We start from the raw sequence: 24,923 nt of genomic DNA, 5'->3' as shown, positions 1-24,923 counted from the left end.
GCGCCAACTGAGCGCCAACTGAGCGTCGACGCCGCGTGCCAACTCACACGGCGCGCGCCACGGCCTCGACCGGCCGCGCAGCACGAATCTCGACGCGCTGCGAGTCTTCAAGAATCATCTGTGCGCCCTTCTCCGCGACCATCATCGTCGGCGCGTTGATATTGCCCGACGTGATGTTCGGGAACACCGACGCATCGACGATCCGCAACGCGTTCATGCCATGCACGCGCAACCGCGCATCCACGACCGACGTCGCCGAGTCCGCGCCCATCGCGCACGAGCCGCACAGGTGGTAGATCGAACCCGACTGCTCGCGGAAATACTGCAGCAGCGCGTCGCGGTCCTGCACCTGCGGTCCCGGCGAAATCTCCTCGACCGTGATCGCTTTCAGCGCAGGCGCCGACATCACGCGGCGCACCAGTTCGCAGCCCTGAATCACCTCGTCGATATCTTTCTGCGTGGTCAGCGCGTTGATGTGGATCTTCGCGGCATCTTCCGGGCGGTTGGATGCGATCTCGATCGAACCGCGACTCGTCGGCCGGCACGGATTGAACGCAAGCAGAAAGCCCGAATACGGCTCCGGTTCGAGGCTCGCCTTGCTGCTCTTCGGAATCCGGTACGACAGCGGGTTGAAATACAGCTGCAGGTTCGGGTGCGGTTCGTCGTCGCGTCCTTTGAAAAAACCGCCCGACTGGTTCACGCTCATCGAGAGCGGCCCCTTGTGCGTCAGCACGTACTGCAACGCAAGCTTCAGCTTGCCGAGTAGCGGCCGCATTTCGTCGTTGAGCGTCTTGCAGTTCGCACGATAGTAGAAGCTCACGCACAGATGGTCCTGCAGGTTCTGCCCGACGGCCGGCAGATCGTGCACGACCGGAACGTTGTGCGCGTCGAGCAATGCACGCGGCCCGACACCCGACAGTTGCAGCAGCTTCGGCGTATCCACCGCGCCTGCCGCCACGATCACCTCGCGCTTCGCCGCGAAGCGCCGCACGTCGCCGTTCTGCCGCACCACCACGCCGATCGCACGCCGCTCGCCGTCGAACAGGATACGGCTCGCCAGTGCGTTGCGTTCGACCGTGAGATTGGCGCGTCCTAGCGCCGGATGCAGATATTCGAAGCTGCTCGACGAACGCCGGCCAGCGCGCGTGTTCACGTCGTAGATGCCGGCGCCTTCGAACTGCTCGCCGTTGAAGTCGTCCGTGCGGCGATAGCCGGCCTGCTCGCAGCCTTCGAGGAACACGTGGCAGATCGGATGCACGGCGCCCCTCATCGGCGAAATGGAGATCGGGCCGTTCGCGCCGTGGTATGCAGTGTTGCCGAGCGGATGCGACTCGAGCTTGCGGAAGGTCGGCAGCACGTCGCGATACGACCAGCCCGGATTGCCGGCCGCGGCCCAGTCGTCGAAATCGCGCTGCTGGCCGCGCACGTAGATCATTGCGTTGATCGAGCCGGAGCCGCCCTGCACCTTGCCGCGCGGGCAGTACAGCGAGCGGTTGTCGAGCTCTTTCTCCGGCTCGCTGTAGTACATCCAGTTGTACTTCTCGTTGTAGTAGGTCTTCGTGAAGCCGACCGGAATCTTGAACCAGAACGAGTCGTCCTTGCCGCCCGCTTCGAGCAGCAGCACCGAGTGTTCGCCCGATTCCGACAGCCGGTTCGCGAGAATGCAGCCCGCCGAGCCCGCGCCGACGATGATGTAGTCGTAATTCATGTGATGCCTTCGCTTCTTCGTGGGTTGGCGTTCGCGTTCGTGTCTACGCTTGCGTCTGCAGGCTTTAGCCCTTCGCAGGCGCGCGATCTTTCACGTCGAACGGCGTGCTCGCCATCTGCAGATGCAGGCGCTCGCCGGTGTATGGCGTATGCCGCTTCACGACGTCCATGTTCAGTTCGATACCGAGGCCGGGTTCCGTCGACGGGATGATGTAGCCGTCTTCCCAACGGATCGGCGTCTTCACGACTTCCGCGTGAAAGCCGTCCCACGTGCCGATGCTTTCCTGGATCAGGAAGTTCGGCGTGCAGGCGGCGAACTGGATGCTGGCCGCCGCGCCGACGGGCCCGTTGTACAGATGCGGCGCGATCTGCGCGTAGTACACCTCGGCAAGCGCGGCCACCTTCTTCGCTTCGAGCAGGCCGCCGACGCGGCCCACATTCAGCTGGATGATCGACGCTGCGCGCGCGTCGAGCAGACGGTGGAACTCGTACTTCGTCGTGAGGCGCTCGCCTGCCGAAATCGGGATGCTGGTGTGACGCGCCACTTCGGCCATCGCGGCTTCCTGGCCGGGCGGCACCGGTTCCTCGAACCACAGCGGGTCGTATTTCTCGAGACGCTTCGCGAGGCGGATCGCTGACGACGGCACCATCTGCCCGTGCGTACCGAACAGCAGATCGGCCTTGCTGCCCACCGCTTCGCGAATGCGCCGGCAGAACGTCTCACAGCGGTCCATCACGTCGAGCGACAGCTGATGCCCGGAGTACGCGGTGTACGGACCGGCGGGATCGAACTTGACCGCGGTGAAGCCGCGCTTCACGTTCTGCAGCGCGCATTCCGCCGCGAGATCGGGGTCGTCGTAGTCGTACTCGCCGCGAGCGTTCTTCGGATACAGATACGTGTACGAGCGCAGCCGCTCGTGCACGCGGCCGCCGAGCAGCTCGTACACCGGCTTGCCCGCCGCCTTGCCGACGATGTCCCAGCACGCCATTTCGAGGCCGCTGACGACGCCCATCATCGTCAGGTCGGGACGCTGCGTGAAGCCGCTCGAATACGCTTCGCGCCACAGCCGTTCGACATGATGCGGATCGCGGTCCTGCAGGTAGCGCGCAAACACGTCGTCGATCACATGCGTCATCGCGTTCGGGTGGAACGTCGCGGAATAGATCTCGCCGACGCCTTCGATTCCGCAATCCGTCGTGAGCTTCACGAAGATCCAGTACATGCCGCCGACATGCGGCGGCGGCACGGCAACGACATACGTTTCCAGCGAGACGACTTTCATGAGCGGACTTCCCTGTTGAAGCGGCTTCTGAGCACGAGCCCCGCGACGCCGCCGACGGCCGACACCGCGGCCACATAACCGAAATACATCTGATAGCCGGCCACGCCCGGATAGTTCGTGGTCAGCCAGCCGTTGATCAGCGGCAGGAACACGTCGGGCGAATAGCCGAGCACGGAAATCAGGCCGATCGCGAGACCCGTGACCGGCGCCGGCACGTTGCAGCGATCGAGCAGCGACCAGTACAGACCGCGAATCGCGTAGGTCAGCACGCCGATAAAGAGCACGAGGAACACCAGCAGCAGGTGGTTGTCGATCGATGGCGCGGCGATCAGACCGACGAGCGACAGCGCCGCGAGAAAGAGCGCGATCACGAGCACGCTGATCTTCGACAGACGGTCGCCGAGGAAGCCGCCGCCGATGCCGCCGATCGGCCGCATCCACAGCTTGAGCGTGGTGATCGTGCCGGCCATCACGACGGAGAGGCCGATCGCGCCTTCGTGCAGATAGGCCGAAAAGCTGTAGGTGGCCCAGAACACCTGATAGCCGCAGAAGACGATCGCCGCGACGAGCCACAGCTCGGGAATCTTCGCGAGCGTCAGCAGATCGGCCAGCACGTTGCGGCGGCCGTGGCTCATGGCACGCTGTTCGGCGCGTTCGGCATCCGGATCTTTGACGAACGCGAGCAGCACGCCAAGCGCGATGCACAGGAATGCGTACAGATGCACGACCGAGCGAAAGCCCGTCGCAACCGGCAGCGACTTCGACTGCGTCAGCCACGCGAACAGCGAGATCGCGATCGTCGCGAGCATCGCTTCGACGAGACCGCGGCCGCCGTCGAGCACGCCGAAGAAGCGCCCCTGTTCGTCCGCGCCCGCCAGCAGGTTCACGCGCTTGATCACCGCGGCCCAGAACGTGAGGCCGGTGGTCAGCCCCCAGCCGCCGAACACCATCATCAAGACCGGAAACGGCGGCGCGCTCGCGTACAGCAGACCGAGCGCACCCGTCGCGACGAGCGAGAAGCAGATCAGCAGGCGCGGCGCGATGCGATCCGCGAGCCAGCCGCTCGGCAGATAGCTGATGAGGAAGATCGTGCCGAGCATCGAGTAGAGATAGCCGAGCTGGCTCTCGGTGATGTGGAAGAACTCCAGCATCGTCGGCTGATAGACCTGCCGCAGATAGAGAATCGGGTAGATCGCGCCCGCGGCGATCACCAGCAGCGCAAGCTGCACGTAGCGCTGCGTGCCGGCGTGCCGGGTCGCGCCGGTCTCGTGGGTCTCGCGGGTCGCACCGTCAGGCCGCGTCGAAACGGCCTCGCGGCCCGAGGCGGGATGGGTAGATGACATGTCTCGCTCCTGTTTGGACCGCGCCGATTTGATCGGTAGTCCTGATCCATCGATGGATTGGATGGCGGTGCATTCTTGGGCGCCGCCTGGGGAAACGGCGTACCGCGCCATCCGACGCGGTACGCCGGACGACTCAGTACTTCATGACGACGAGGCGCGTCTGCGTGAATTCGAGCATGCCGTGCTTGCCGTCGTCGCCGCCGAGGCCGGAGCGTTTCCAGCCCGCGTGAAAGCCTTGATACGGGTCGGCCGGCGTACGGTTCACGTAGAGCTCGCCCGCTTCGATGCCGTTCGCGATCTTCATCGCGGCACGGTAGTTTTCTGTATAGAGCACCGACGAAAGGCCGAACTGGTGATCGTTCGCCATCGCGAGCGCTTCGTCGAGCGTGTGGTAGCGGACCACCGGGAGCACCGGACCGAAGGTCTCTTCCTGGACGATCTCCATGTCCTGACGGCAGTTCGACAGCAGCGTGGCCGGATAGAAGAAGCCGTCGCCCGCGGGAATCGCGCCGCCGGTTTCGAGCGTCGCGCCTTGCGCGACCGCCCGCTCGACCATCGCATGGATCGACGCGCGCGCCGCACTGTTCACGAGCGGTCCCATGTGCGCCGGGTTCGTCACGCGGTCGCCGGACTTCACGTTCGACATGTGCTCACGCAGTAGCGCGACGAAGCGGTCGTGCACGCTGTCATGCACATAGACGCGCTCGATCGCCGTGCAGAGCTGGCCGCAGTGCGTGGTCTTCGATGCGACGAGTTCGCGCGCCGCCTTCTCGAGGTCCGCATCCGGCTCGATGATGGCCGGCGTCTTGCCGCCCAGCTCCAGCGAAGGCTTCGCGATGTTGGTCTTGCAGTAGTCGAGCACCTTGCGGCCGGCGTTGACACTGCCGGTCAGCGTGATCATGCCGACTGCCGGGTGCGTGCACAGCACTTCCGCCGTGGCGTGCTGCATCGCGAGGATGTTGACGACGCCCGCCGGCAGACCCGCGCGCTCCACCGCCTTCGCGATTTCGAACGCGGAGGTCGGCGTGTTGTTGCTCGGCCGCACGACGACCGTGTTGCCGGCGATGAGCGCGGGCGCCACCTTGCGCATCAGCGTGTAGACGGGGTAGTTGAACGGAATCAGGCACGCGACGACGCCGATCGGCTCGCGATGCAGCACGAGGTTCTCGTCGGGCGTGTCGCTCGGAATCACCTCGCCTTCGATGCGGCGCGCCCACTCGGCGTGATAGCGCGCGATCTGGCCGGCGTAGACGGCTTCGTTCGTCGCGTCGGCCACGCTCTTGCCCGATTCGAGCGCCAGTGCGGCGCCGATGGCCGGCGCGCAGTCGGTCAACGCAGCCGCGAGCTTGTGCAGGTGTGCCGCGCGTTCCGCCGACGGCAGCTTGCGCCACGCCTTCTGCGCAATGGTGGCGGCCTCGACCGCTTCGATGGCCTGCGCGTCCGAAGCAGCCGCGACCTCGGCGACGATCGCGCCGGTAGCGGGGTTGCGAACGGAGATGCGGTCGTCGGAGGCGGGCGCGATGAAGCGTCCGTTCACGAAATTGCGGTCGATGCGCATGGGTCGGGTCCTGGTGAGGCGTTCGTCGGATCGCATGGCCGGCGGCTATGACAAACATGCCGTCAGCGCATGACCACGATTCTTCTCGCCCGTCCCAAGGCTCGCAAGCGACTATTTCGATCGAGTAAACTGAGAAAAACTCATGTTACTGCGAGAAAATTCCCGCAGTGATCCGAGCGGACCGGAGAATCGTCCGAGCGTCTGCCGGCTAGCGGCCCGCAAAGCCCAGCTTGCCCGGCGCGCCGAAGATGAAGCCGCGCAGTTCCTCGAGATTGAACGGCTTCACGAACACGGGCACGCCAATGCCCTTCGCGCGGCCTATTTCGCTCGCATAGCCGGTCATCAGCGCGAGCCGCGAGCCAGGCCAGCGGCGCTGCACCTCTTCCGCGAGGTCGAGCCCGTCGTGCACGCCCGGCATCTGCACATCGGAAATCACGACGTCGAAGCGTTCGCCGCCCGACAGGCGTCGCAGCGCATCGTCGGCATTGACGTCGTGCGTGACGCGGCAGCCGAACAGCTCGATCACCGCCGTCACGCCAGCGGCGACGTGACGGTCGTCTTCCACGAGCAGTACCGCCGGCGCCTTCGCCTCGCCTTCCTCGGCGGTGGAGGCGACGGCGCCGCCCGCCGCGTCGTCGGCGCCCGCCGCGAAATCCGCACCGACACGTTCGCCGTCGCCTTCGGCAGGCGCCTGTGGGCCCGCGTAGCGCGGCAGATAGAGTCGCACCGTGGTGCCCTTGCCCTGCGCGCTGCTCAGGCGCGCGGTACCGCCCGCCTGTTCGCACATCGCGAGCACCTGGGTCAGTCCGAGCCCGGTGCCCGCCACGCCGACACGCGTCGTGAAGAACGGCTCGAACGCGCGCCGCTCCACGGCTTCGGTCATGCCCACGCCGTTGTCGGACAGCGAGATCAGCACGTATTCGCCGCTCTGCACCGGTGGCGTGCCGCCAGGCAAGCGCACGTTCTTGCAGCGGATCATGAAGCGACCGCCGTTGGGCATCGCGTCGCGCGCATTCACCGCGACATTGACGATCGCGAACTGCAGCTCGCGCGGATCGACCCGCACCGCCCAGCAGCCTTCGACCTGCACAACGAGCGATGCGCGTTCACCCAGCGCGGTCTCGATCACGTTGCGCTCGTCTTCGAGCCACTGCTCGAGGTTCAGCACACGCGGCCGCAGCACCTGCTTGCGCGCGACGCTCATCAAGCGCTGCGCGAGCGTCTGCGCATCGATGGTCGCGCCTTCGACCGCCAGCACTTCGGATTCGACGTCGCGAAACGCCTTCTCGCGCGCGAGCGACATGTTGGTCGACACCACCGCGAGCAGATTGTTGAACGCATGCGCGACGTTCGCGACGAGATTGCCCATCGCACCCATCCGCATGAACTCGCGATTGGCCGATTCCGCCGACACGCGCATCGCGACCTCGGTCTGCCAGCGTTTCCACGCGAGCTCTTCGGTGCGCAGCTGCAGGAACGAGAACAGCACGAGTGCCCACACCGCCGCGCACGGCAGCGCCATCACTGCGGCGACGCCAAGCAGATGGATCAGCCATTCGCGCATCAGGAGCGCGTTGTCGAACGTCGTCGCGACGTACACCGGGTAGTCGCCGACGCGCCGGAAGTTGACCAGCACGCCCGACGCGCCGCCCGCCGTGCGCGTGTTCAGACTGCCGAACAGCACGTTCTCGTGCAGCGCCTCGACGAATGCGGCGCTCGCCGACGGGCTCGCGGACGGGCTGGCCGTGAGGCCGTCGTTCGCGACGCGCACGAGCGACGCGCCGTCGTCGCGACGATAGAGCCCGATCGAAAAACCGACGTCGTTGCCGACGAGCTGCTGGTAGAAATCGATGAAGTACTGACGCCGCACGGCGATCGCGATTTCGCCGAGGAATGCGCCGTTTGCATCGCTGCGTCCGATCGTCGTCGTGACGACGCTTTCGCGGTTCACGCGTCCGGGCGGCGGCAGCGAGAAATAAGGATGCGGACGCATCGTTCGCGCGGCCGCGAAATCGTCGCGATCCGCGATCGACTCCACCGGCGGAGGCGACACCGCGCTGCTCGCGAGCAGCTTGCCGCTGCGCCCGTAGAGCGACATCGACGCGACCTGCGGGTAGTCGTCGCTCATGTCGGACAGACGCGTATGGATCTGCTTTTCCTGACGCGCGATGTCGTCGTCGTTGCTCCCGCCGAGCCAGTCTGTAACACGCGCCGCGATCGCGGTATTGAGATCGAGCACCTTCAGCGAATGTTCCTGGCCGACGAGCGCGAGGCGCGCGAGATCGTCGTTGGCGACGGCCATGCGATGCTGGTAGTCGAAGTATGCATAGCCTGCGAAACACACGAGCGGAAGAACGACCGATGCAACCAGCACGGTCGCGAGGATGCGGCGCGTCGCGGCAAAATTGCGCGACGGTATCGCAGGTTCGCTCGATTCGCTCAGTGCATCGATTGGCAATTGACGGTCCTCTGTTCTTCCGTTCCTCTGCATGCGTCCAGTGGACATCCGCCAGCGACGCCACGCGCCGCGGAGCCCCCCTCGCGCGGGAAGCATACGTCATACCGCCACCGCCTGCGCGCGAAAAATGCACCGCGCAACGTGCCGTGGGCGAACCTGCCGCGCGTCACGAACGCATCATGCAATTCATGAATACAGCGTGCCTCGCGTGGCGACGCCCTCCACGACGCTTCTGATGCGGTTGCGTCCCGCCGCCTTCGCTGCGTACAGCCGTTCGTCGGCGGCGGCGAGCAGCGCGAGCGCCGTCATCCCGTCCGCCGGCAGGCAGGTCGCGCAGCCCACGCTTACGGTGACGCGCTCGTCCTGCGTCGAACTGTGCCGCACGAGCTTCACGGCTTCGACCGTCGCGCGGATCTTCTCGGCTACTTTCGCCGCGCCCGGGCCGGGCGTGTCGGGCAGCACCACCGCGAACTCTTCGCCGCCGTAGCGCACGACGGTGTCGACAGGCCGTCGCACCGTCGACGCAATGCACTCGGCCACCACCGCGAGCACTTCGTCGCCGGCCGCGTGCCCATAGGTGTCGTTGAAGAGCTTGAAGTGATCGATATCGATGAACAGCACAGAGAGCGCCGTACCGAGCCGGCGTGCGCGCCGCCACTCCTCGTCGAGCCGCCGGTCGAGCACCCGGCGGTTGCCGAGGCCCGTGAGCGGATCCGTGGCGGCGAGACGGGTCAGCTCGGCCTCGGCTTCGACCTTGCCGCGCAGCGCGAACGCGAGACACCACGACACCAGCACGAGCGCCGCGCCGAAGCCGAGCGTCAGCGCGCCGACGAACAGGCTGCGACGGCGCCAAGGCTGCAGCACGTCGTCGTACGCGGGTGCCACCGCGACGATCAGCGGCGTGCCGGGAACGCGCGCGAACGTGAAGATCCGCGACACGCCATCGCGCGACGACTGGGCCACGTACGAGCCCGACTGCTGCGACGTCATCTGATGGAAGGTTGGCGACGCCGCGATATTCGCACCAGTGTCTGTCTGCGAAAACGGCTTGCGCGCGAGCAGGGTGCCGTCGTCGAGCACCACGAACACCGAGCCCACGCGCCCGGCATTGACGCGATCGACGAGCCGCTGCAGATAGTCGATGCGGATCGCCAGCAGCGCGATGCCGCCGAACGATCCGTCCGCGCGATTGATCCGGCGCGAGAGGCCGATCGACCAGTCGTTCGCGCGCAGACGCGAGCGGTACGGATGCGAAATGAAGAGCCCGAGCGACGGGTTGCGCGCCTGCTCCGTGAAGTAGTCGCGATCGTTCAACCGAACGTTCGGATTGAGCTTGCCATCCTGCACCGCGAGCACCTTGCCTTCGGCGTCGATCAGATACGCGCCGCCGAGATAGCCCGCGGTCGTCGCGCGATCGAACATCACGCTTTGCCTGACATCCACCGGCAACTGCCAGATGTCGCTGCGTTCCGCGCCCTCGACGATCGACTGCAACGAAAGATCGGACGTCTCGACCGTGCGTTCGAGGTCGCTCGAAATAATCGACACGAGGCTCTCCGACGTCTCGCGCGCATGCTCGAGCGCATCGTAACGGCCCGAGAGCAACGTCGCGAAGGTCAACACCGCCATTGCGGCCGCGATCAGCGTGCCGGCGAGTCCGGTCGCGAACGGGCGATTGCCCACCGCTCGCGACATCGCCGCGGCACTTTGACGCAGACTTTTCCGCCAGCGCCAGCGCAGCGGAAGAACCTGGTATCCCACGCGCGTTTGTCTCCCTCGTGTTTCGCCCGATCGGATCCGCAACCGCGGTGTCGACACACCGCGCGTCGCGAGGCGCCCCACAGCGCCCGATATCAAAACGCTACCGCATGGCCATGCCCTCAGCCATTCCGGACTGCCCTGATCTCCGCGGAATGCGTTCCGCAACGCGCGCAGCCGCGCCCTTCTCCAGTATTGGACGATCGCGCGCCAATTTGCAAAATGCGAATCCTGCCGGGCGCGCCGGGAGCACCGGCTGGCGCGGCAACGCGCGCTGGAACGGTCATTGCTCCATCCGACCGGCAAAGGAGGATTTGGAAGCATGGCGACAGTGCTGCTCGTCGACGACGACGTCAATCTGCTGCAGGCGCTTCAGACGCTCGTCAACGGCGCTGGGCATCGGGTCCGCACAGCCCCCAACGGCCAGGCTGCGATGGATATCGCGCAGCACGAACGGCCGGACGTGGTCGTGACCGACTGCATGATGCCCGTGATGGACGGCGAGGCGCTGTGCCTCGCGCTGAAGGCGAGCCCGCTGTTGTCCGACGTGCCGGTGGTGTTGACGTCCGCGGTCGCGTCCGCGCCAAGTGTGCCGATCAGCGGGTTCCTGCGCAAACCGTTCGCCGCGGCGCGGCTGCTCGAACTGATCCGCCTGCTCGCTCCGCTTCGGCACTGATCGTCCGCAGGTCAGCTCACTATGTAAAAACGGCGGCCGGCGTGGAAAATTACACGCGCCCGGGCGCCGCGAGACGCACCACCCACGTGACTTTCGCCCCATGCATACCCATGCGTCGCCGCGGGCGGTACCCGGCCGAATCAGGTATTCTGGATCGACCTCGCAGGATGCGATGCCGACCAGGATCGACCGGCCGAACCAACGCTCTGCCCGGGGTACCACCGGCTTCAACTCTCTAGCTTCGGCAATCGCGCAGGAGCGGCTGCAGTGATCCAGATTTCGTCGACGGCGATTTCCACGTGGGGCGGCGCGATCGTGTTCCTGAACGTGCTGCTGACCCGGCTCGGCGTGCCGCTTCCCGCCATCCCCATCCTGCTCTTTGCCGGCTCCGCGATCGCGGGCGGCACGCTGTCGTTCTGGGCGATCTTCGTTGCGGCCGTCGCGGGCGCGATGCTCGGCGACAGCAGCTGGTTTGCCGCGGGCCGCGTGGTGGGGCGCCGCGTGCTGACCACCCTCGGACGTCTCGCACCGCAGATCGACGCGCATCTGCAGACCTCCCGCGCGCTGTTCGAGCGCTTCGGCGTGCCGCTCGTCGCCGTGTGCAAGTTCGTGCCGGGGCTCGCGTTCATCACGCCGCCGCTGATGGGCACGACGCGCGTCGACTGGCGCATCTACGTCGCGTGGGATGCGGCGGGCACGGCCGCCTGGGCGTCGTTCTGGCTGCTAGGCGGCGCCGCAGCGCGCGATCAGCTGCGCATGGCGGTCGAACTGGTCCGCGCGCATGGCTGGACCGTGATCGATCTGCTCGTCGTGGTGTGTGTCGCGTATCTCGCGTGGCGCCTGCTGCGGCGCTTCCGCCCGGGACGCACCGCCACGCCGCTCGTATCGAACGATGTCGATCTGTCGCTGCGCAGGACGTCGATGCCACTCGTGATCGACGGGCGGCCGGCCTATGCGCGCATCGACCGCGAACCATGGAAAGCGAACGCGATGCCGCTCGACCTTGAATCGCCCGGTAACGTGGATGCGGCGCTCGCGATGCATCGCGGTGTCGTGTACTGCGTGTGTCCGAACGAGGCGATCGCTTCACAGGTCAGCGCGCGCATGCGCAGCAGCGGCTTCACGCAGGTTCGTTCGCGCAAGGGGGATGTGGATGCGTGGCGACGGCGCGGCTATCCGGTGGAGGCCACGATGCCGGCAGGAGAGATGACGCGAGGGATGTCGCAACTGTCGTCGCGCGACGACGCTTCAGGTACGGCACAGGACGTCGCGATTAGCGGCGAAACACCGTGCAAACCGGTGACGCTACGCGGCCTTGCGCCGAAGCGCATGGACCAGCCGCGCCGTACCCGCGCGACGGGTTAGCCACGAATTTGCCTCAGCCCGCGTGCGCGACCGGCAGCGCCAGCGTATCGCCGCCGAGGTCGCTATCGTCGAATGCCAGGCTGAAACGACGGCCCGGCACGTGCGACATCACCAGCGACACGATTTCCATGGCCGAGCTATCCGCCGGCACCACCCGGCGACGCGCATCGCCTTCGCGCGGCACCGACCATTCGACGACACGATACGGACGTCCGAACAGCGGCTCCACCGCTTCGGACACCTTGCAGGAGCGCGGCGCGAAACCCCGTTCGGCGCGCGACATCGTTCTGAGCAGTTCTCTCACCCGATCCTGAACCAACGCTCGCCCGCGCTTCGATTCCTTTTCGACCATCTTGAGTCCCTAGGGGAAAAAGGGGGCCGCCAATACTCCGGCGGCCTAACAGGTATGGGGAGCTTGATGATGAGGACGGAAAATTAATTCAGCCTTAAAAACCTCGAGAACTTTTGGGGAGCGATACAGGTTGCGTCGAATCGCCGCATTGCGCGGCATTGCGCGATTGCGGCGCATCGTGTGGCATCAAGCGCGCGAACCCGGCGCGGCCGACGACTCGAAGCTGCGCGTGGCGAGCCAGACTTCCTGTTCGAGCCAGGCCGCGAAGAGCGCGATATGCGGCAGGTCGCCCTGCCCCGGCCGCGTGACGAGCCAGTACGACTGGTGTCCGTCGACGTGCACGTTGAGCACCTGCGTGAGCTGCCCGGTTGCGAGTTCGCGGGCAATCATGTGGCGGTCAGCGATCGTGATGCCGAGACCGTCGATCGCCGCGCGGATCGCGAAGTCGAGCAGATCGAATTCGTAGCCGTCGCTCGTATCCACGCCTTCGATGCCCGCCGCCTTCAGCCAGTGCTGCCAGGTCAGATAGCGCTGATCCTCGCTCGCCAGCACGTGCAGCAGCGTGAACTGATTCAGGTCGACCGGCTGCTGCTGATGGGCATCCTGACTGTGACGAGCCAGCAGCGCCGGCGAGCACACGGCCACGTGCTGCTCGTTCATCAGCAGCCGGTTGTCCTGCCCTTCCCACTCGCCGTTGCCAAAGCGGATCGCGCAGTCGAGCACGCTCGATTCCGCGAGATTGTCCGCGAGCTTCGACGTCAGGCTGATCTCGAGTTCCGGGTGCTCGGCGCGCAAGCGGCCGAGCCGCGGCAGCAGCCAGCGGCTCGCGAAGGTCGGTGGCGCATTCACGCGCAGCCGGTTCAGATGGGTCTTTTCCTGGATGCCGCGCACCGTAAGTTCGATCTTGTCGAACGACTGCTGCAGCGCGCGCAGCAGCACGCGCCCCGCGGCGGTCAGCTCGAGCCGGTGATGACGGCGCAGCAGCAGCGCTTCGCCCAGCTGCTCTTCGAGCTGCCGAACCTGCCGGCTCACTGCCCCCTGGGTCACGTTCAGCAGTTCGGCCGCGTGCGTGAAGCTGCCGGTCAGGCCGGCAATCTCGAAGGCTTTCAGCGCGTTCAGCGCGGGCATCTTGCGTTTCAACGGAGGCTCGATGGGCAATCGTCAGGGACGCACATTTTACGCGGTACGCGGGGGCGCTCCGATGCCGCGGCGGAGTGCCCGCGTCTTCGCAAACCGCTAACAACGCGCTGACGCCCGGCTGACGGCGCCTGACAGTGAAAGGGCATAATGGACACATCATTGTCATCGAACCGACACAAAGCAGCGTCAGGATCGGAGGTTCTCCCATCCGCCTTACACCGATCCCAGGGGCACAGCCATGCCGGACACTTCCTATGCCCAGCCGGGCGGGCCCGCCACGCGCGGCCGCAGCCTGAGCTTTGGCCTGTTTCTCCTCGTACTGCTGATTGGCGCGGCTTACTGCGCGGTCCATCTGGTCGACGATCTGTCAGGCGTCCGGCAGTCGTCGGTACTGCCCTTCATCCTGCTCGGCATCGCATTGCTGATCGCGCTCGGCTTCGAGTTCGTAAACGGCTTTCACGATACGGCCAATGCGGTCGCGACCGTGATCTACACGCACTCGCTGTCGCCGAACCTCGCGGTGATCTGGTCGGGCACGTGGAATTTCCTCGGCGTGCTGACGTCGACCGGCGCGGTCGCGTTCGGCGTGCTGCAACTGCTGCCCGTCGAGCTGATCCTGCAGGTGGGCAGCAGCGCGGGCTTCGCGATGGTGTTCGCGCTGCTGATCGCGGCGATCATCTGGAACCTCGGCACGTGGTACTTCGGACTGCCGTCGTCGAGCTCGCACACGCTGATCGGCTCGATCATCGGCGTCGGCCTGATGAACCAGTTGATGCACGGCGCGAACGGCACGAGCGGCGTGGACTGGAACCAGGCGCTCGGCGTCGGCAAGTCGCTGCTGTTCTCGCCGATCGTCGGCTTCCTGCTGTCGGGGTTGCTGCTGCTGGTCCTGAAGGCCGTGGTGCGCGTGCCGGCGCTGTACGCCGAGCCGAAGGGCAACGAAGCGCCGCCGTTCTGGATCCGCGCGCTGCTGATCCTGACCTGCACGGGCGTGTCGTTCGCGCACGGTTCGAACGACGGCCAGAAGGGCATGGGCCTCATCATGCTGATCCTGATCGGCACGGTGCCCACCGCGTATGCGCTGAACAAGGCCGTCAACAGCGCCGAGACGCAGACCTTCATCGCGGTGTCGCACGAGAGCGCCGCGACGATCGGCAAATACGCGAACGGCGTGCCGGCCGGCGACCATCCCCGTCAGACGGTCGAACGCTTCGTGCAGACGCGCACGCTCACACCTGACACGGTGCCGGCGTTGCAGCAACTCACGCTGGGCATCGCCGACCAGGTGAGCCGGTCGGGTGCGATCTCGACCGTGCCGGTGTCGGAAGTCGATAACGTGCGCAACAACATGTATATCGCGTCCGAAGCGATTCGCCTGATGGACAAAGCGCAGCAGCCGGCCTTCTCCGCCGACGATCACAAGATCATCGACAACTACAAGAAGCAGCTCGATCACGCGACCAAGTTCATCCCGACGTGGGTGAAGGTTGCGGTCGCAATTGCACTGGGGCTCGGTACGATGGTGGGCTGGAAGCGGATCGTGGTAACGGTCGGCGAAAAGATCGGCAAGCAGCACCTGACCTACGGCCAGGGCGCATCGGCGGAAGCGGTCGCGATGCTGACGATCGGCATGGCCGACGTGTACGGCCTGCCGGTGTCGACGACGCACGTGCTGTCGTCCGGCGTGGCGGGCACGATGGCGGCGAACGGCTCGGGCCTGCAGTGGGGCACGGTGCGCAGCCTGGTGCTCGCGTGGGTGCTGACGCTGCCGGTGTCGATCGCGCTCGCGGGCGGACTGTACTGGCTGTTCCGCCACCTGTTCTGATCGGTCTCTCGCAAGCGACGAAAGCAAAAAGGGCTGGCAGCGTTCACACGCTGCCAGCCCTTCGTTTATCCGCGGAGCGGTGCACGCCGCCACGCGACGCCCCGCTTCCGCAAGCAAGAAAACTCAGTAAAGCTCCGGCACGATCATATTGCCCGGCACCGGCTGACGCAGATAGTCGGCATGATGCTCCCGGCCCGGCAGTACGACCGACGGGTGATCGACCTCCTTGTACGGCACCTGCGAGAGCAGATGGTGAATGCAGTTCAGGCGCGCGCGCTTCTTGTCGACCGCCTGCACGACCCACCACGGCGCCTCGGGAATATGCGAGCGCTGCAGCATCACTTCTTTCGCCTGCGTATACGCTTCCCAGCGACGGCGGCTCTCGAGGTCCATCGGGCTCAGCTTCCACTGCTTGAGCGGGTCTTCAATCCGCGCCTTGAAGCGCACTTCCTGCTCTTCGTCGGTGATCGAAAACCAGTACTTGATGATCTGGACGCCGCTGCGCACCAGCATCTTCTCGAACTCCGGCACCGAGCGGAAGAACTCTTCGTACTCCTCGTCGGTGCAGAAGTTCATCACGCGCTCCACGCCCGCGCGGTTGTACCAGCTGCGGTCGAACAGCACCATTTCGCCGCCCGCCGGCAGATGCGCGACATAGCGCTGGAAGTACCACTGGGTGCGCTCGCGGTTGTTCGGCGCGGGCAGCGCGGCCACGCGGCAGACGCGCGGATTCAGACGCTGCGTGACGCGCTTGATCGCGCCGCCCTTGCCCGCCGCATCGCGGCCTTCGAAGATCACGACGAGCCGGTGGCCGGTGTTCACGATCCAGTCCTGCAGCTTCACGAGCTCGCCCTGCAGGCGGAACAGCTCGCGGAAATACTGTTTGCGCGCGGCGCGCGACTCGTCCGAGTAAGCGTCGTCGCCGTCGAGAATGCGGTCGTCGATTTCCATCTCCAGCTCTTCGTCATAGCTGTCGATGATGTCTTCCCGGAAGCGCCGCTGGCGCTCAGCTTCTTCGAGCGTATCGGGAAGGGATCGCGGATCTTCCTGGTTCATCACGTTCTCCTGTGCGGCGAAAGTTGGCGAATGGCGTGCGGATCAGGCGCGTATGCAGCGCCACCGCGCCCGATTCTCGGCTCGCGGAGTGTCAGCCATATTAATCCAGTCGCGCGGGCGCGCCCATGCGAATCCCGCGTCAACTCCGCAGCGGCCTCGCGAAGCTCAGTTCGTGCCCGTCCGGATCGTCGATGTGGAAGTAGCGCTCGCCCCAGGTCGCGTCGGCGGGCGGCATCTGCGGCGTCAGACCGGCGGCGAGCGCGCGCCGGTACATCGCGTCGACGTCGGACACGTACACGATCACGCGCCCCCACCAGTGGATCGGTCCGCGCGACTCGGCGATCAGATTCAGGTATGACGAACCCAGCGCGAACGACGTGAACGCGGTGTCCGGACCGCCATAGTTCAGCTCGAAACCCAAAGCGTCGTAGAAGCGGAATGCGCGCGCCATATCGGCCGTCGAGAGCGTGACCGCGCTCAGCGATTCGACCCGCACGGCTTCGGGTTCGCTATGGCTGTCCGGACGGTTCGCGGGCTGCTGTGTCGTCATGGGATGTCTCCGTTCTCGTGTTCGACCGCGCGCCATCCAGCCCGCGGGGCTGCCTGCCAGTGTCGCACGGACCCTGACCCGCGTCTGCCGGCACGCCGCCCGCCCCCGCCCTTGAAAACACTCCGGCTGCCCTGCAAGTGCGATCCCGTTTCGCTGGAGCTTCAAATCATGGGAAGCCGTCCACGTTTCATCGACAACCTGTCGGAGGCCGCGCAGGGTCGTGACGATCGCGATCGCCCGAATCCCGCATCGAATCCCGCCGCAAGTGACGACGCCGCGCTGCTCGACGCGTACTCGCGCACCGTGATCGGCGCGCTCGAACGCGTGCAGCAGGCCGTCGTGTTCATTTCGGTCGAACGCCATCTGCCGGGCCGGCAGAACGCCCGCGGCGCGCGCGGCGGCACCGGCTCGGGATTTCTCTTCACGCCCGACGGATATCTGCTGACCAACAGCCACGTCGTGCACGGCGCGACGCATCTGCGCGTCACGCTCGCGGACGGCACCGAGCACGACGCCGACCTGATCGGCGACGACCCCGGCAGCGACCTCGCGGTGCTGCGCATCGGTACCACCGAGGCATTGCCGCACGTCGAGCTGGGCGATTCCGGCAAGCTGCGCGTCGGCCAGATCGCGATCGCGGTCGGCAATCCACTCGGGCTCGCGCAAACGGTCACGACCGGCGTGGTGTCGGCGCTTGGCCGCTCGCTGCGCTCCACTTCGGGCCGGATGATCTACGACGTGATCCAGACCGACGCCGCGCTGAACCCGGGCAACTCGGGCGGCCCGCTGATCAACTCGGCGGGCCAGGTGATCGGCGTGAACACCGCGATCATTCCGGGCGCGCAGGCCATCTGCTTCGCCACCGCAATCGATACGGCCAAGTGGGTGATCATGCAGCTCTTCGCGCACGGCCGCGTGCGGCGCGCGTACATCGGCGTCGCGGGCACGACGGTGCCGCTGTCGCGCCGCGCGCAACGCTACTTCGCGCTCGAATCGACGAGCGCGGTACGCGTGATGGAGGTGGTAAAAGGCAGCCCCGCTTCGCTCGCGGGGCTGCGTACCGACGATACGATCGCGGCGATCGACGGCATCGCGGTGGAGAGCGTCGACAGCCTGCAGCGCGTGCTCGACGCGTCGCGGATCGACAAGGCCGTCGCGATCGATGTGCTGCGCGGCGCGCAACGGGTCGCGTTGACGCTGACGCCGGTCGAACAGGCGAGCTAGCCCTTCGCGGCCAGCTCGCCGGCGTGCGTTACGGAATCAGCCGCACCACGCCGCGCCCACGCGGATCGGCCACCGCGTGCGGCGCATCGGCGTCGATCTTGATCGCCTGGATGTCGCCGTTGAAGTCCTGCCCTTCCAGCTTGTAGCCCTTCGCCTCGAGCTGCTGCGCGAGCTCGCCGGTGATTGGCTTGTACGGCTCCCAGAAGATCGTGTTCGGCGGCAGCAGCTGGTGATGGAAGCGCATCGCCGCCACCGCGTCCGCGAGCGGCATGTGGAAGTCGTACACGTTGTTGATCACCTGGAAGATCGACGTGAAGATGCGCGAGCCGCCCGGCGTGCCGATCACGAGCGAGACCTTGCCGTCCTTCGTCAGGATGGTCGGCGTCATCGAAGACAGCGGACGCTTCTTCGGTTCGATCGCGTTCGCGTCGCTGCCCACCACGCCGAACTGGTTCGCGACGCCCGGCTTCGTCGAGAAGTCGTCCATCTCGTCGTTCAGCACGATGCCCGTGCCATCCACCACGACGCCCGAGCCGAAGTAGCCGTTGAGCGTGTAGGTGTTCGACACCGCGTTACCCCACTTGTCGACCACCGAGAAGTGCGTGGTTTCCGCCTTCTCCGGCATCGACGTGCCGAGGCCCGGCTGCACGCTCTTCGTATCGGACGGCGTATTCGGGTTCACTTCGGCGGCGCGCTTGTGCAGATACGCGTCGTCGATCAGCTGCGCGACCGGCACCTTGTAGAAATCCGGATCGCCGAGATACTGCGCCCGGTCCGCGAACACGCGCTTCTCGATTTCGGCGATCAGATGGATGTACTGCACCGAGTTGAGCGGCACGTTGTTGAAGTCGTCGGCAAGGTCAGCCTTCATCTTCAGCAACTGCACGAGGCCGACGCCACCGGAACTCGGCGGCGGCGCGGTGATCACGTGATAGCCGTTCCAGTCCGCTTCCACCGGCTGGCGCCACACGGCCTTGTACAGCTCGAGGTCCTGCTTCGTGATGAGGCCGTGACCGCGCATCGATGCCGCGATCAGGTCCGCGGTCTTGCCGCGGTAGAAGTCGCTTTCGCCGTTGTCGGCGATGCGCGTAAGCACCGCGGCCAGCTCGGGCTGCTTGAAGTTGACGCCCGACTTCATGCTGCCGAAGTAGGTGTCGAAATTGGTCGTGCCGCCGAAGTCCTTCTGCGAATCGTTGCGGCGCTGGATCAACTGGTCATCGGGCGTGAAGCCGTCGGTCGCGTAATGGATGGCGGGCGCGAGCACCTGTTTCCACTTCAGCTTGCCGAAGCGCCGCTGCGCCTGCCACATGCCTTCGACCGTACCCGGCACGCCCACCGCCGCATAGCCGACGAGACTCTTGCCCTTCACGACCTCGCCCTTGTCGTCGAGGTACATGTTCTTCGTCGCGGCAAGCGGCGCGCGTTCGCGATAGTCGAGGAAGTACGGCTTGCCGTTCACATACAGCGTCATGAAACCGCCGCCGCCGATGTTGCCGGCCTCCGGATAGGTGACCGCCAGCGTGAACGCGATGGCGACCGCGGCATCGACCGCGTTGCCGCCTTCGTCAAGAATCTGTTGTGCCGCGTTGGCGCTGTACTGGTCCGCCGCGGCGATCGCCGACGCGGAAAACACCGGCTGCTGCGTGGCGGTTTTCGCGTAAGCCGGCGAGGTCTCGACGAAACCGCTTGCGACGACGAGTGCTGCCGCGAGCGCGATACTCGTCACGGTGCCCTTTGCGATACTGCTGATGCTCATTGAATGCCCCCAGTCGGTTTATTGATTGAATAGGCCATGACCGCAAGGGCAGCACTCTACACGAGACGCGCGCGCCGCCAAACCATCGTGCGCATCGAGCGGCTCGCATGAAGCCGTGATGACGCGCGATGATCCGGCGGCGCGCGCGCAGCAGGAAATCGCTGCGAAAGGCCGCTGTAACAAGAGCGGCCAGAACCGTGTGAGAAGCGTTATGCGTGCTGGGTCAAAACCTCCGAAGCCACGTCGTCAACCGCGCCCTTCGCGAGCCGCACGATCTCGTCGGCTTCGGCGCGCGTCGTTACGAGCGGCGGCGCGAAGCCGAGGATGTCGCCGTGCGGCATCGCCCGTGCGATCAGTCCACGTTGCAGCGCGGCGGCGGACACACGCGGCCCGACCTTCAGCGCGGCATCGAACGGACGGCGCTCGGCGCTGTCGGCCATGAACTCGATAGCAGCCAGCATGCCTGCTCCGCGCACTTCGCCGACGAGCGGGTGACTGTCGAAGGTTTCGTGCAGCTGCTTCAGGAAGTACGCGCCCGTATCGGCCGCGTTCTGCGCGAGATTCTCGCGCTCCAGGATGTCGAGATTCGCGAGCGCCGCCGCCGCGCACACCGGGTGGCCGGAGTAGGTCCAGCCGTGGCCCATCGCGCCCGATTCCTGCGAAGCCTTGTCGATCACGTCCCACACGCGTTCGCCGACGATCACGCCGGATAGCGGCGCATACGCGCTCGTGAGGCCCTTCGCGACCGTGATCAGGTCCGGCTCGATGCCGTAGTGCTGCGCGCCCATTTTCGAACCGAGACGGCCGAAACCGCACACCACTTCGTCGCAGATCAGCAGGATGTCGTGCTTCTTCAGCACCGCCTGGATCGCGGGCCAGTAACCGGCCGGCGGCGGCACGATGCCGCCCGTGCCCATCACCGGCTCGCCGATGAACGCCGCGATGGTGTCCGCGCCTTCTTTCGCGATCAGCTTTTCGAGCTCGTCGACGCAGTAGTTGACGAACTGCGCTTCGTTCATGCCCTTCGGCGCCTGGCGATACCAGTGCGGGCAAATGGTGTGCTTCACGCGATCGATCGGCAGATCGAAGAACTGATGGAAGCTCGGCAGACCGGTGAGGCTGCCCGTCACGATGCCCGAGCCGTGATAGCCGCGCTGGCGCGAGATGATCTTCTTTTTATTCGGCCGGCCCTTCACATTGTTGTAATACCAGACGATCTTGATCTGCGTTTCGTTTGCGTCCGAGCCGGACATACCGTAGTAGACCTTCTTCATGCCCTTCGGCGACCAGTCGATGATGCGCGACGACAGCTCAATGATCGTGTCAGTCGAATGGCCAACGTACGCGTGGTAGTACGCCAGCTGCTTCGCCTGCTCGTACATCGCATCGGCCACTTCGGTGCGGCCATAGCCGATGTTCACGCAGTACAGGCCCGCGAACGCATCGAGAAACTGCTTGCCCTGATGGTCTTCGATGCGGATGCCTTTCGCGCCGGTCACGATGCGGCCCGGCAGCGCGCCGCTCGCGTGGTCGTGCGCGTGGGTGGACGGGTGCATGAAATGCGCGCGGTCGGCTTCGAACAGTTGATCGTATTGGGTCATCGCAAACTCCCTTGAATGATGAATGTCAGGCGGCGTGCGCAGCGGCTTCGACGGCGTCGACGCTCACCACGGGCAGACCGAGCTGACCGAGACAGAAGTAACGGGTTTCGACGAACGGCTCGAAGCCCTCGGCGCCGCCTTCGCGCCCGAGGCCCGAAGCCTTGACGCCGCCGAACGGGATCGGCGCGCCGGTAAACTTCGCGCCATTGACGGACACCATCGCGAAGTCGAGACAGCGCAGCAGCTGGAACACGGTGTTCATGTCGCGCGAGCAGACGTACGCGGCCAGTCCGTATTCGGTGTCGTTCGCGCGTTCCACCGCTTCGTCGAGCGTGTCGAACGACGACACCGCGGAGATCGGCGCGAAATTTTCCTCGTCGTAGATGCGCATGCCGGGCGCCGCATCGGCCACCACCGTCGGCTCGAAGAACCAGCCGCCGAGCGCGTGCGCAGCGCCACCCGTCAGGATGCGCGCGCCCTTTTCGCGGGCATCCTTGACGCGCGCGAGCGTCGTATCGAACGCGGCCTGGTGCATCAGCGGACCGACGTCGACGTTCGCTTCGAATGCGGTACCCACCTTCAGTTCGCGCACCGCCTGCGCATAGCGCAGCACGAAGCGCTCGTACAGCGGCCGCGCAACCAGGATGCGGTTCGCCGCGCAGCAGTCCTGTCCCGAGGTCTGGAACTTCGCCGCGACCGCGACCTTCACCGCATGCTCGATATCCGCATCTTCGGTGACGATGAACGGCGCGTTACCGCCCAGTTCGAGCGCGAGCTTCTTGATGCCAGCGCGCGCTGCCGTCTGCATCACCAGCGAACCGACGCGCGTGGAGCCCGTGAAGCTCACCGAACGCACGCGCTTGTCGCTGACGAGCGTTTCCATCGCCATCTGCGGCTCGCCGATCACGACGTTGAATACGCCTGCCGGCAGGCCCGCTTCTTCCGCGAGCTGCGCCAGCGCGAGCGCGGAGAACGGCGTTTCGTGCGCGGGCTTCACGATGACCGTGCAGCCGGCGGCCATCGCGGCCGCGGCCTTGCGCGTGATCATCGCGTTCGGGAAATTCCACGGCGTGATCAAAGCGGCAACGCCGACCGGTTCCATCGACGTGCCAAGCTGTGCGCCATCGATATGTGTCGGAATCGTGCGGCCGTTCAGGCGCTTCGCTTCGTGCGCGAACCATTCGATGAAGCTCGCGCCGTACGCGATCTCGCCGCGCGCTTCGGCGAGCGGCTTGCCTTGCTCGAGCGACAGAATGCCGGCGAGATCGTCCGCGTGACGCAGCACCAGTTCGTGCCAGCGCAACAGCAGCGCGCTGCGTTTGTTGACCGGCAGCCAGCGCCATTGCTGGAACGCCTGATCGGCGACCGTCACCGCGTGCTGGATCTGTGCGGCATCCAGCATCGGCACGTGGCCGATGGTTTCCTGATTGGCGGGGTTCTGCACCGCGACGCTCGCGGCGCTGTCGCTATGTATCCAGCGTCCGCCGACGTAGCACAACGACTTGAAGAGAATGGGATGGCCCAGCAGCATGTCAGTCTCCGGAAAGAGCGTTGATCTGCATTCACTTTACGTCGCCTGACACTGCGATCTTTTTCGTTCCGCTGCTTCGAATCCGCGGTTTTTTCTGCAATGCGCGGTTTGTGTCGTGCTTTTTTCGGCGGCGCCCGGGTTGTACAGTTTTCGCCCGCTTTTCACTCAGCTGCCCGACGACAACGCGTCTTCCGCCCACGACGGCAACACATCGGCCGTGTTTTTCACGACCTTCGTCACGATGTACGTGAAGTAGCGCTCGATGCCGAGCTCGTCCATCAGCAGCGCATCGATGAAGCGCTGATAGTGGTCGATGTCGCGCGTCACGACCTGCATCACGTAGTCCACGCCGCCGCCCGTCGCGAGACACTGCACGACTTCCGGCGCCGCCGCGATGCGTTCCTCGAAGCGCCGCATGTCGTGCGCGGTGTGACGCTCGAGCGTCACCTCGACGACGATGCGGCTGCCCTTGAACGCGTTCAGCCAGTCGACGTCCGCCCGATAGCCGCGAATCACGCCCTGCTCTTCGAGCCGTCGTACGCGTTCCCACGCCGGCGAGATCGACAGGTTCACTTCCTCCGCGAGACGGGACTTCGTGATGCGCCCGTCGCGCGCGAGAATGCGCAGGATCGCGAGATCGTAGCGATCGAGCTTCATCATCGATCGACGTGATGCGCGGTCGTGGACGTTGCGGGCGCGCTCGCCGCGCCCGCCGGAATGTCGCATTCGACGATGTCCGCCACCACCGCGATCGTGTCGCCGATCCGCACGAGCCCAGGGAAATGCCGCGCCGCGAGCAGACCGCCGCAGCGCGCGCGGTACTCGACCGGCGCGGCGCCTGTGCGGGTCGCATCGTGCACGCGCGCGATCACCTCGCCGCGCTCCACCATCTCGCCCAGGTCCTTGCACAGTTCGAGCAGGCCGTCGTGCGCGCTCGTCGTGTAGCAGGTGCCGTCGGGCATATCGAGCAGCGTCGTGGTGCGCGATGCACGGCGGTCGGTGGATGCGGTCGGTCGCGCGGCCAGCACGCCTGCATACGCGAGAAAATCGCGCACGCCCTGCACCGCGATATCGACGCTCGCAGCCGTTGCCGTGCCGCCGCCGCCCAGCTCGGTCGACACGAACACCTTGCCGGCTTCTTCCACAGCGGAATCGAACAGGCCCGTGCTGTCCAGTTCGAGCATCCGCATCGAGAACGGCGCGCCGAACGCGAGCATCGCCGCTTCGCAACGCGCCTGCTGCAACGCATCCGGCAGCTCGTGGATCGCGGCGAACGGCACGAAGTCGAGCGTGCGGCCGCCCGCGTGGATATCCAGCACGTAGTCGGCGAGCGGCAGCAGATAGCGCTGGAAGTAGTCCGCGATTTTCTGCGTGACCGTGCCGTCGGGCTTGCCCGGGAAGCTGCGGTTCAGGTTGCCCTGATCGATCGGCGACGTGCGGGTGCCCGCGCGGAACGCCGGATAATTCATGAACGGGACGATGATCACGCGCCCCGTGACCTCTTCGGCTTTCAGCGACGAAGCAAGCTTCGACAGCGCGATCGGGCCTTCGTACTCGTCGCCGTGATTGCCGCCCGTGAGCAGCACGGTCGGCCCCGCGCCGCGCCGGATCACCGTGATCGGAATCATCACGGCGCCCCAGGCCGACGCATCGTGCGAATACGGCAGCTTCAGGAAACCGTGCTGCTCGCCGTCGGTGTCGTAATCGACCGTCGGCGTAATGGCGGATGGCCGCATGCGT

19 protein-coding genes are annotated in these 24,923 nt (G+C 65.8%); 4 read left to right on the top strand and 15 right to left on the bottom strand.

The genetic code is table 11. The features are described 5' to 3' along the window. Positions 1-43 precede the first annotated feature (43 nt). The 6 genes from DVS29_RS08665 to DVS29_RS08640 form a co-directional block, all read right to left on the bottom strand. Positions 44-1,708 carry a GMC family oxidoreductase gene (locus DVS29_RS08665; protein ID WP_118180032.1) on the bottom strand — a complete coding sequence of 555 codons (1,665 nt, stop codon included), beginning with the start codon at positions 1,706-1,708 and terminating at the stop codon, positions 44-46. Positions 1,709-1,772: 64 nt separating this feature from the next. Further along, entirely contained in the window at positions 1,773-2,990 is a 1,218-nt protein-coding gene (locus tag DVS29_RS08660; RefSeq protein WP_118180031.1) for a mandelate racemase/muconate lactonizing enzyme family protein, read from the bottom strand. Beyond that, positions 2,987-4,333 (bottom strand): MFS transporter, encoded by a 1,347-nt coding sequence (locus DVS29_RS08655; protein WP_118180030.1) that lies wholly within the window; start codon positions 4,331-4,333, stop codon positions 2,987-2,989. The genes DVS29_RS08660 and DVS29_RS08655 overlap by 4 nt, the downstream gene beginning before the upstream one ends. A gap of 133 nt (positions 4,334-4,466) precedes the next feature. Beyond that, positions 4,467-5,891, bottom strand: a complete 1,425-nt coding sequence (gene aldA / locus DVS29_RS08650; protein WP_118180029.1) for an aldehyde dehydrogenase — start codon at positions 5,889-5,891, stop codon at positions 4,467-4,469. Between the two features lie 208 nt (positions 5,892-6,099). After that, positions 6,100-8,349, bottom strand: coding sequence for an ATP-binding protein (locus tag DVS29_RS08645; protein WP_240655516.1), 2,250 nt, complete (start codon positions 8,347-8,349; stop codon positions 6,100-6,102). A 186-nt stretch (positions 8,350-8,535) separates the two neighbouring features. After that, positions 8,536-10,044 carry a GGDEF domain-containing protein gene (locus tag DVS29_RS08640; protein WP_118180147.1) on the bottom strand — a complete coding sequence of 503 codons (1,509 nt, stop codon included), beginning with the start codon at positions 10,042-10,044 and terminating at the stop codon, positions 8,536-8,538. A 385-nt stretch (positions 10,045-10,429) separates the two neighbouring features. Between DVS29_RS08640 and DVS29_RS08635 the strand changes: the two genes are divergently transcribed. Both DVS29_RS08635 and DVS29_RS08630 read left to right on the top strand, forming a co-directional pair. Next, the gene (locus tag DVS29_RS08635; protein ID WP_118180027.1) at positions 10,430-10,783 is read left to right on the top strand and encodes a response regulator; all 354 of its coding nucleotides are present in this window, start codon (positions 10,430-10,432) and stop codon (positions 10,781-10,783) included. Between the two features lie 267 nt (positions 10,784-11,050). Next, on the top strand, positions 11,051-12,148 hold the full coding sequence (locus tag DVS29_RS08630) for a VTT domain-containing protein (protein WP_164707870.1): 1,098 nt from the start codon (positions 11,051-11,053) through the stop codon (positions 12,146-12,148). A 13-nt stretch (positions 12,149-12,161) separates the two neighbouring features. On the opposite strand, the gene DVS29_RS08625 is transcribed toward DVS29_RS08630, so the two are convergent. Then, positions 12,162-12,452, bottom strand: a complete 291-nt coding sequence (locus DVS29_RS08625) for a DUF2866 domain-containing protein (RefSeq protein ID WP_164707869.1) — start codon at positions 12,450-12,452, stop codon at positions 12,162-12,164. A 234-nt stretch (positions 12,453-12,686) separates the two neighbouring features. Beyond that, complete coding sequence (locus DVS29_RS08620) at positions 12,687-13,628, bottom strand: LysR substrate-binding domain-containing protein (RefSeq protein ID WP_118180146.1); 942 nt, start codon at positions 13,626-13,628, stop codon at positions 12,687-12,689. 250 nt (positions 13,629-13,878) lie between these two features. On the opposite strand from DVS29_RS08620, the gene DVS29_RS08615 reads away from it, so the two are divergent. Next, complete coding sequence (locus DVS29_RS08615) at positions 13,879-15,465, top strand: inorganic phosphate transporter (protein ID WP_118180024.1); 1,587 nt, start codon at positions 13,879-13,881, stop codon at positions 15,463-15,465. Between the two features lie 123 nt (positions 15,466-15,588). Here the strand turns inward: DVS29_RS08615 and ppk2 are convergent, their stop codons facing one another. After that, the gene (gene ppk2 / locus DVS29_RS08610) at positions 15,589-16,521 is read right to left on the bottom strand and encodes a polyphosphate kinase 2 (RefSeq protein WP_118180023.1); all 933 of its coding nucleotides are present in this window, start codon (positions 16,519-16,521) and stop codon (positions 15,589-15,591) included. A 139-nt stretch (positions 16,522-16,660) separates the two neighbouring features. Continuing rightward, positions 16,661-17,071 carry a VOC family protein gene (locus DVS29_RS08605; protein WP_118180022.1) on the bottom strand — a complete coding sequence of 137 codons (411 nt, stop codon included), beginning with the start codon at positions 17,069-17,071 and terminating at the stop codon, positions 16,661-16,663. Positions 17,072-17,239: 168 nt separating this feature from the next. Here DVS29_RS08605 and DVS29_RS08600 point away from each other — a divergent pair, with 168 nt between their 5' ends. Further along, positions 17,240-18,295 (top strand): S1C family serine protease, encoded by a 1,056-nt coding sequence (locus tag DVS29_RS08600; protein WP_118180021.1) that lies wholly within the window; start codon positions 17,240-17,242, stop codon positions 18,293-18,295. 28 nt (positions 18,296-18,323) lie between these two features. On the opposite strand, the gene ggt is transcribed toward DVS29_RS08600, so the two are convergent. The 5 genes from ggt to doeB all read right to left on the bottom strand — a co-directional run bounded on the left by ggt (position 18,324) and on the right by doeB (position 24,919). Beyond that, a complete protein-coding gene (ggt, locus tag DVS29_RS08595) occupies positions 18,324-20,051 on the bottom strand; it encodes a gamma-glutamyltransferase (RefSeq protein WP_118180020.1) in 1,728 nt (575 codons plus the stop codon). 209 nt (positions 20,052-20,260) lie between these two features. Next, entirely contained in the window at positions 20,261-21,652 is a 1,392-nt protein-coding gene (locus tag DVS29_RS08590) for an aspartate aminotransferase family protein (protein ID WP_118180019.1), read from the bottom strand. A 25-nt stretch (positions 21,653-21,677) separates the two neighbouring features. Next, positions 21,678-23,183, bottom strand: a complete 1,506-nt coding sequence (locus DVS29_RS08585; protein WP_118180018.1) for an NAD-dependent succinate-semialdehyde dehydrogenase — start codon at positions 23,181-23,183, stop codon at positions 21,678-21,680. 165 nt (positions 23,184-23,348) lie between these two features. Further along, complete coding sequence (locus DVS29_RS08580) at positions 23,349-23,840, bottom strand: Lrp/AsnC family transcriptional regulator (RefSeq protein WP_118180017.1); 492 nt, start codon at positions 23,838-23,840, stop codon at positions 23,349-23,351. Beyond that, the gene (gene doeB / locus DVS29_RS08575) at positions 23,840-24,919 is read right to left on the bottom strand and encodes a N(2)-acetyl-L-2,4-diaminobutanoate deacetylase DoeB (RefSeq protein ID WP_118180016.1); all 1,080 of its coding nucleotides are present in this window, start codon (positions 24,917-24,919) and stop codon (positions 23,840-23,842) included. Before doeB ends, DVS29_RS08580 begins: the two co-directional genes overlap by 1 nt. Between the last annotated feature and the right edge of the window lie 4 nt (positions 24,920-24,923).

Origin of the sequence: Paraburkholderia phosphatilytica (assembly GCF_003443895.1) — a bacterium.
GTDB lineage: Bacteria > Pseudomonadota > Gammaproteobacteria > Burkholderiales > Burkholderiaceae > Paraburkholderia > Paraburkholderia phosphatilytica.
This window is presented reverse-complemented; position numbering and strand designations above follow the sequence as displayed.

Excerpts from the sequence above, each read along its gene's own strand:
- DVS29_RS08665 (WP_118180032.1), bottom strand. The coding sequence starts at position 1,708 with ATGAATTACGACTACATCATCGTCGGCGCGGGCTCGGCGGGCTGCATT.
- DVS29_RS08660 (WP_118180031.1), bottom strand. The coding sequence starts at position 2,990 with ATGAAAGTCGTCTCGCTGGAAACGTATGTCGTTGCCGTGCCGCCGCCG.
- DVS29_RS08655 (WP_118180030.1), bottom strand. The coding sequence starts at position 4,333 with ATGTCATCTACCCATCCCGCCTCGGGCCGCGAGGCCGTTTCGACGCGG.
- aldA (WP_118180029.1), bottom strand. The coding sequence starts at position 5,891 with ATGCGCATCGACCGCAATTTCGTGAACGGACGCTTCATCGCGCCCGCC.
- DVS29_RS08640 (WP_118180147.1), bottom strand. The coding sequence starts at position 10,044 with ATGTCGCGAGCGGTGGGCAATCGCCCGTTCGCGACCGGACTCGCCGGC.
- DVS29_RS08635 (WP_118180027.1), top strand. The coding sequence starts at position 10,430 with ATGGCGACAGTGCTGCTCGTCGACGACGACGTCAATCTGCTGCAGGCG.
- DVS29_RS08620 (WP_118180146.1), bottom strand. The coding sequence starts at position 13,628 with ATGCCCGCGCTGAACGCGCTGAAAGCCTTCGAGATTGCCGGCCTGACC.
- DVS29_RS08615 (WP_118180024.1), top strand. The coding sequence starts at position 13,879 with ATGCCGGACACTTCCTATGCCCAGCCGGGCGGGCCCGCCACGCGCGGC.
- ppk2 (WP_118180023.1), bottom strand. The coding sequence starts at position 16,521 with ATGAACCAGGAAGATCCGCGATCCCTTCCCGATACGCTCGAAGAAGCT.
- DVS29_RS08605 (WP_118180022.1), bottom strand. The coding sequence starts at position 17,071 with ATGACGACACAGCAGCCCGCGAACCGTCCGGACAGCCATAGCGAACCC.
- DVS29_RS08600 (WP_118180021.1), top strand. The coding sequence starts at position 17,240 with ATGGGAAGCCGTCCACGTTTCATCGACAACCTGTCGGAGGCCGCGCAG.
- ggt (WP_118180020.1), bottom strand. The coding sequence starts at position 20,051 with ATGAGCATCAGCAGTATCGCAAAGGGCACCGTGACGAGTATCGCGCTC.
- DVS29_RS08590 (WP_118180019.1), bottom strand. The coding sequence starts at position 21,652 with ATGACCCAATACGATCAACTGTTCGAAGCCGACCGCGCGCATTTCATG.
- DVS29_RS08585 (WP_118180018.1), bottom strand. The coding sequence starts at position 23,183 with ATGCTGCTGGGCCATCCCATTCTCTTCAAGTCGTTGTGCTACGTCGGC.
- DVS29_RS08580 (WP_118180017.1), bottom strand. The coding sequence starts at position 23,840 with ATGAAGCTCGATCGCTACGATCTCGCGATCCTGCGCATTCTCGCGCGC.
- doeB (WP_118180016.1), bottom strand. The coding sequence starts at position 24,919 with ATGCGGCCATCCGCCATTACGCCGACGGTCGATTACGACACCGACGGC.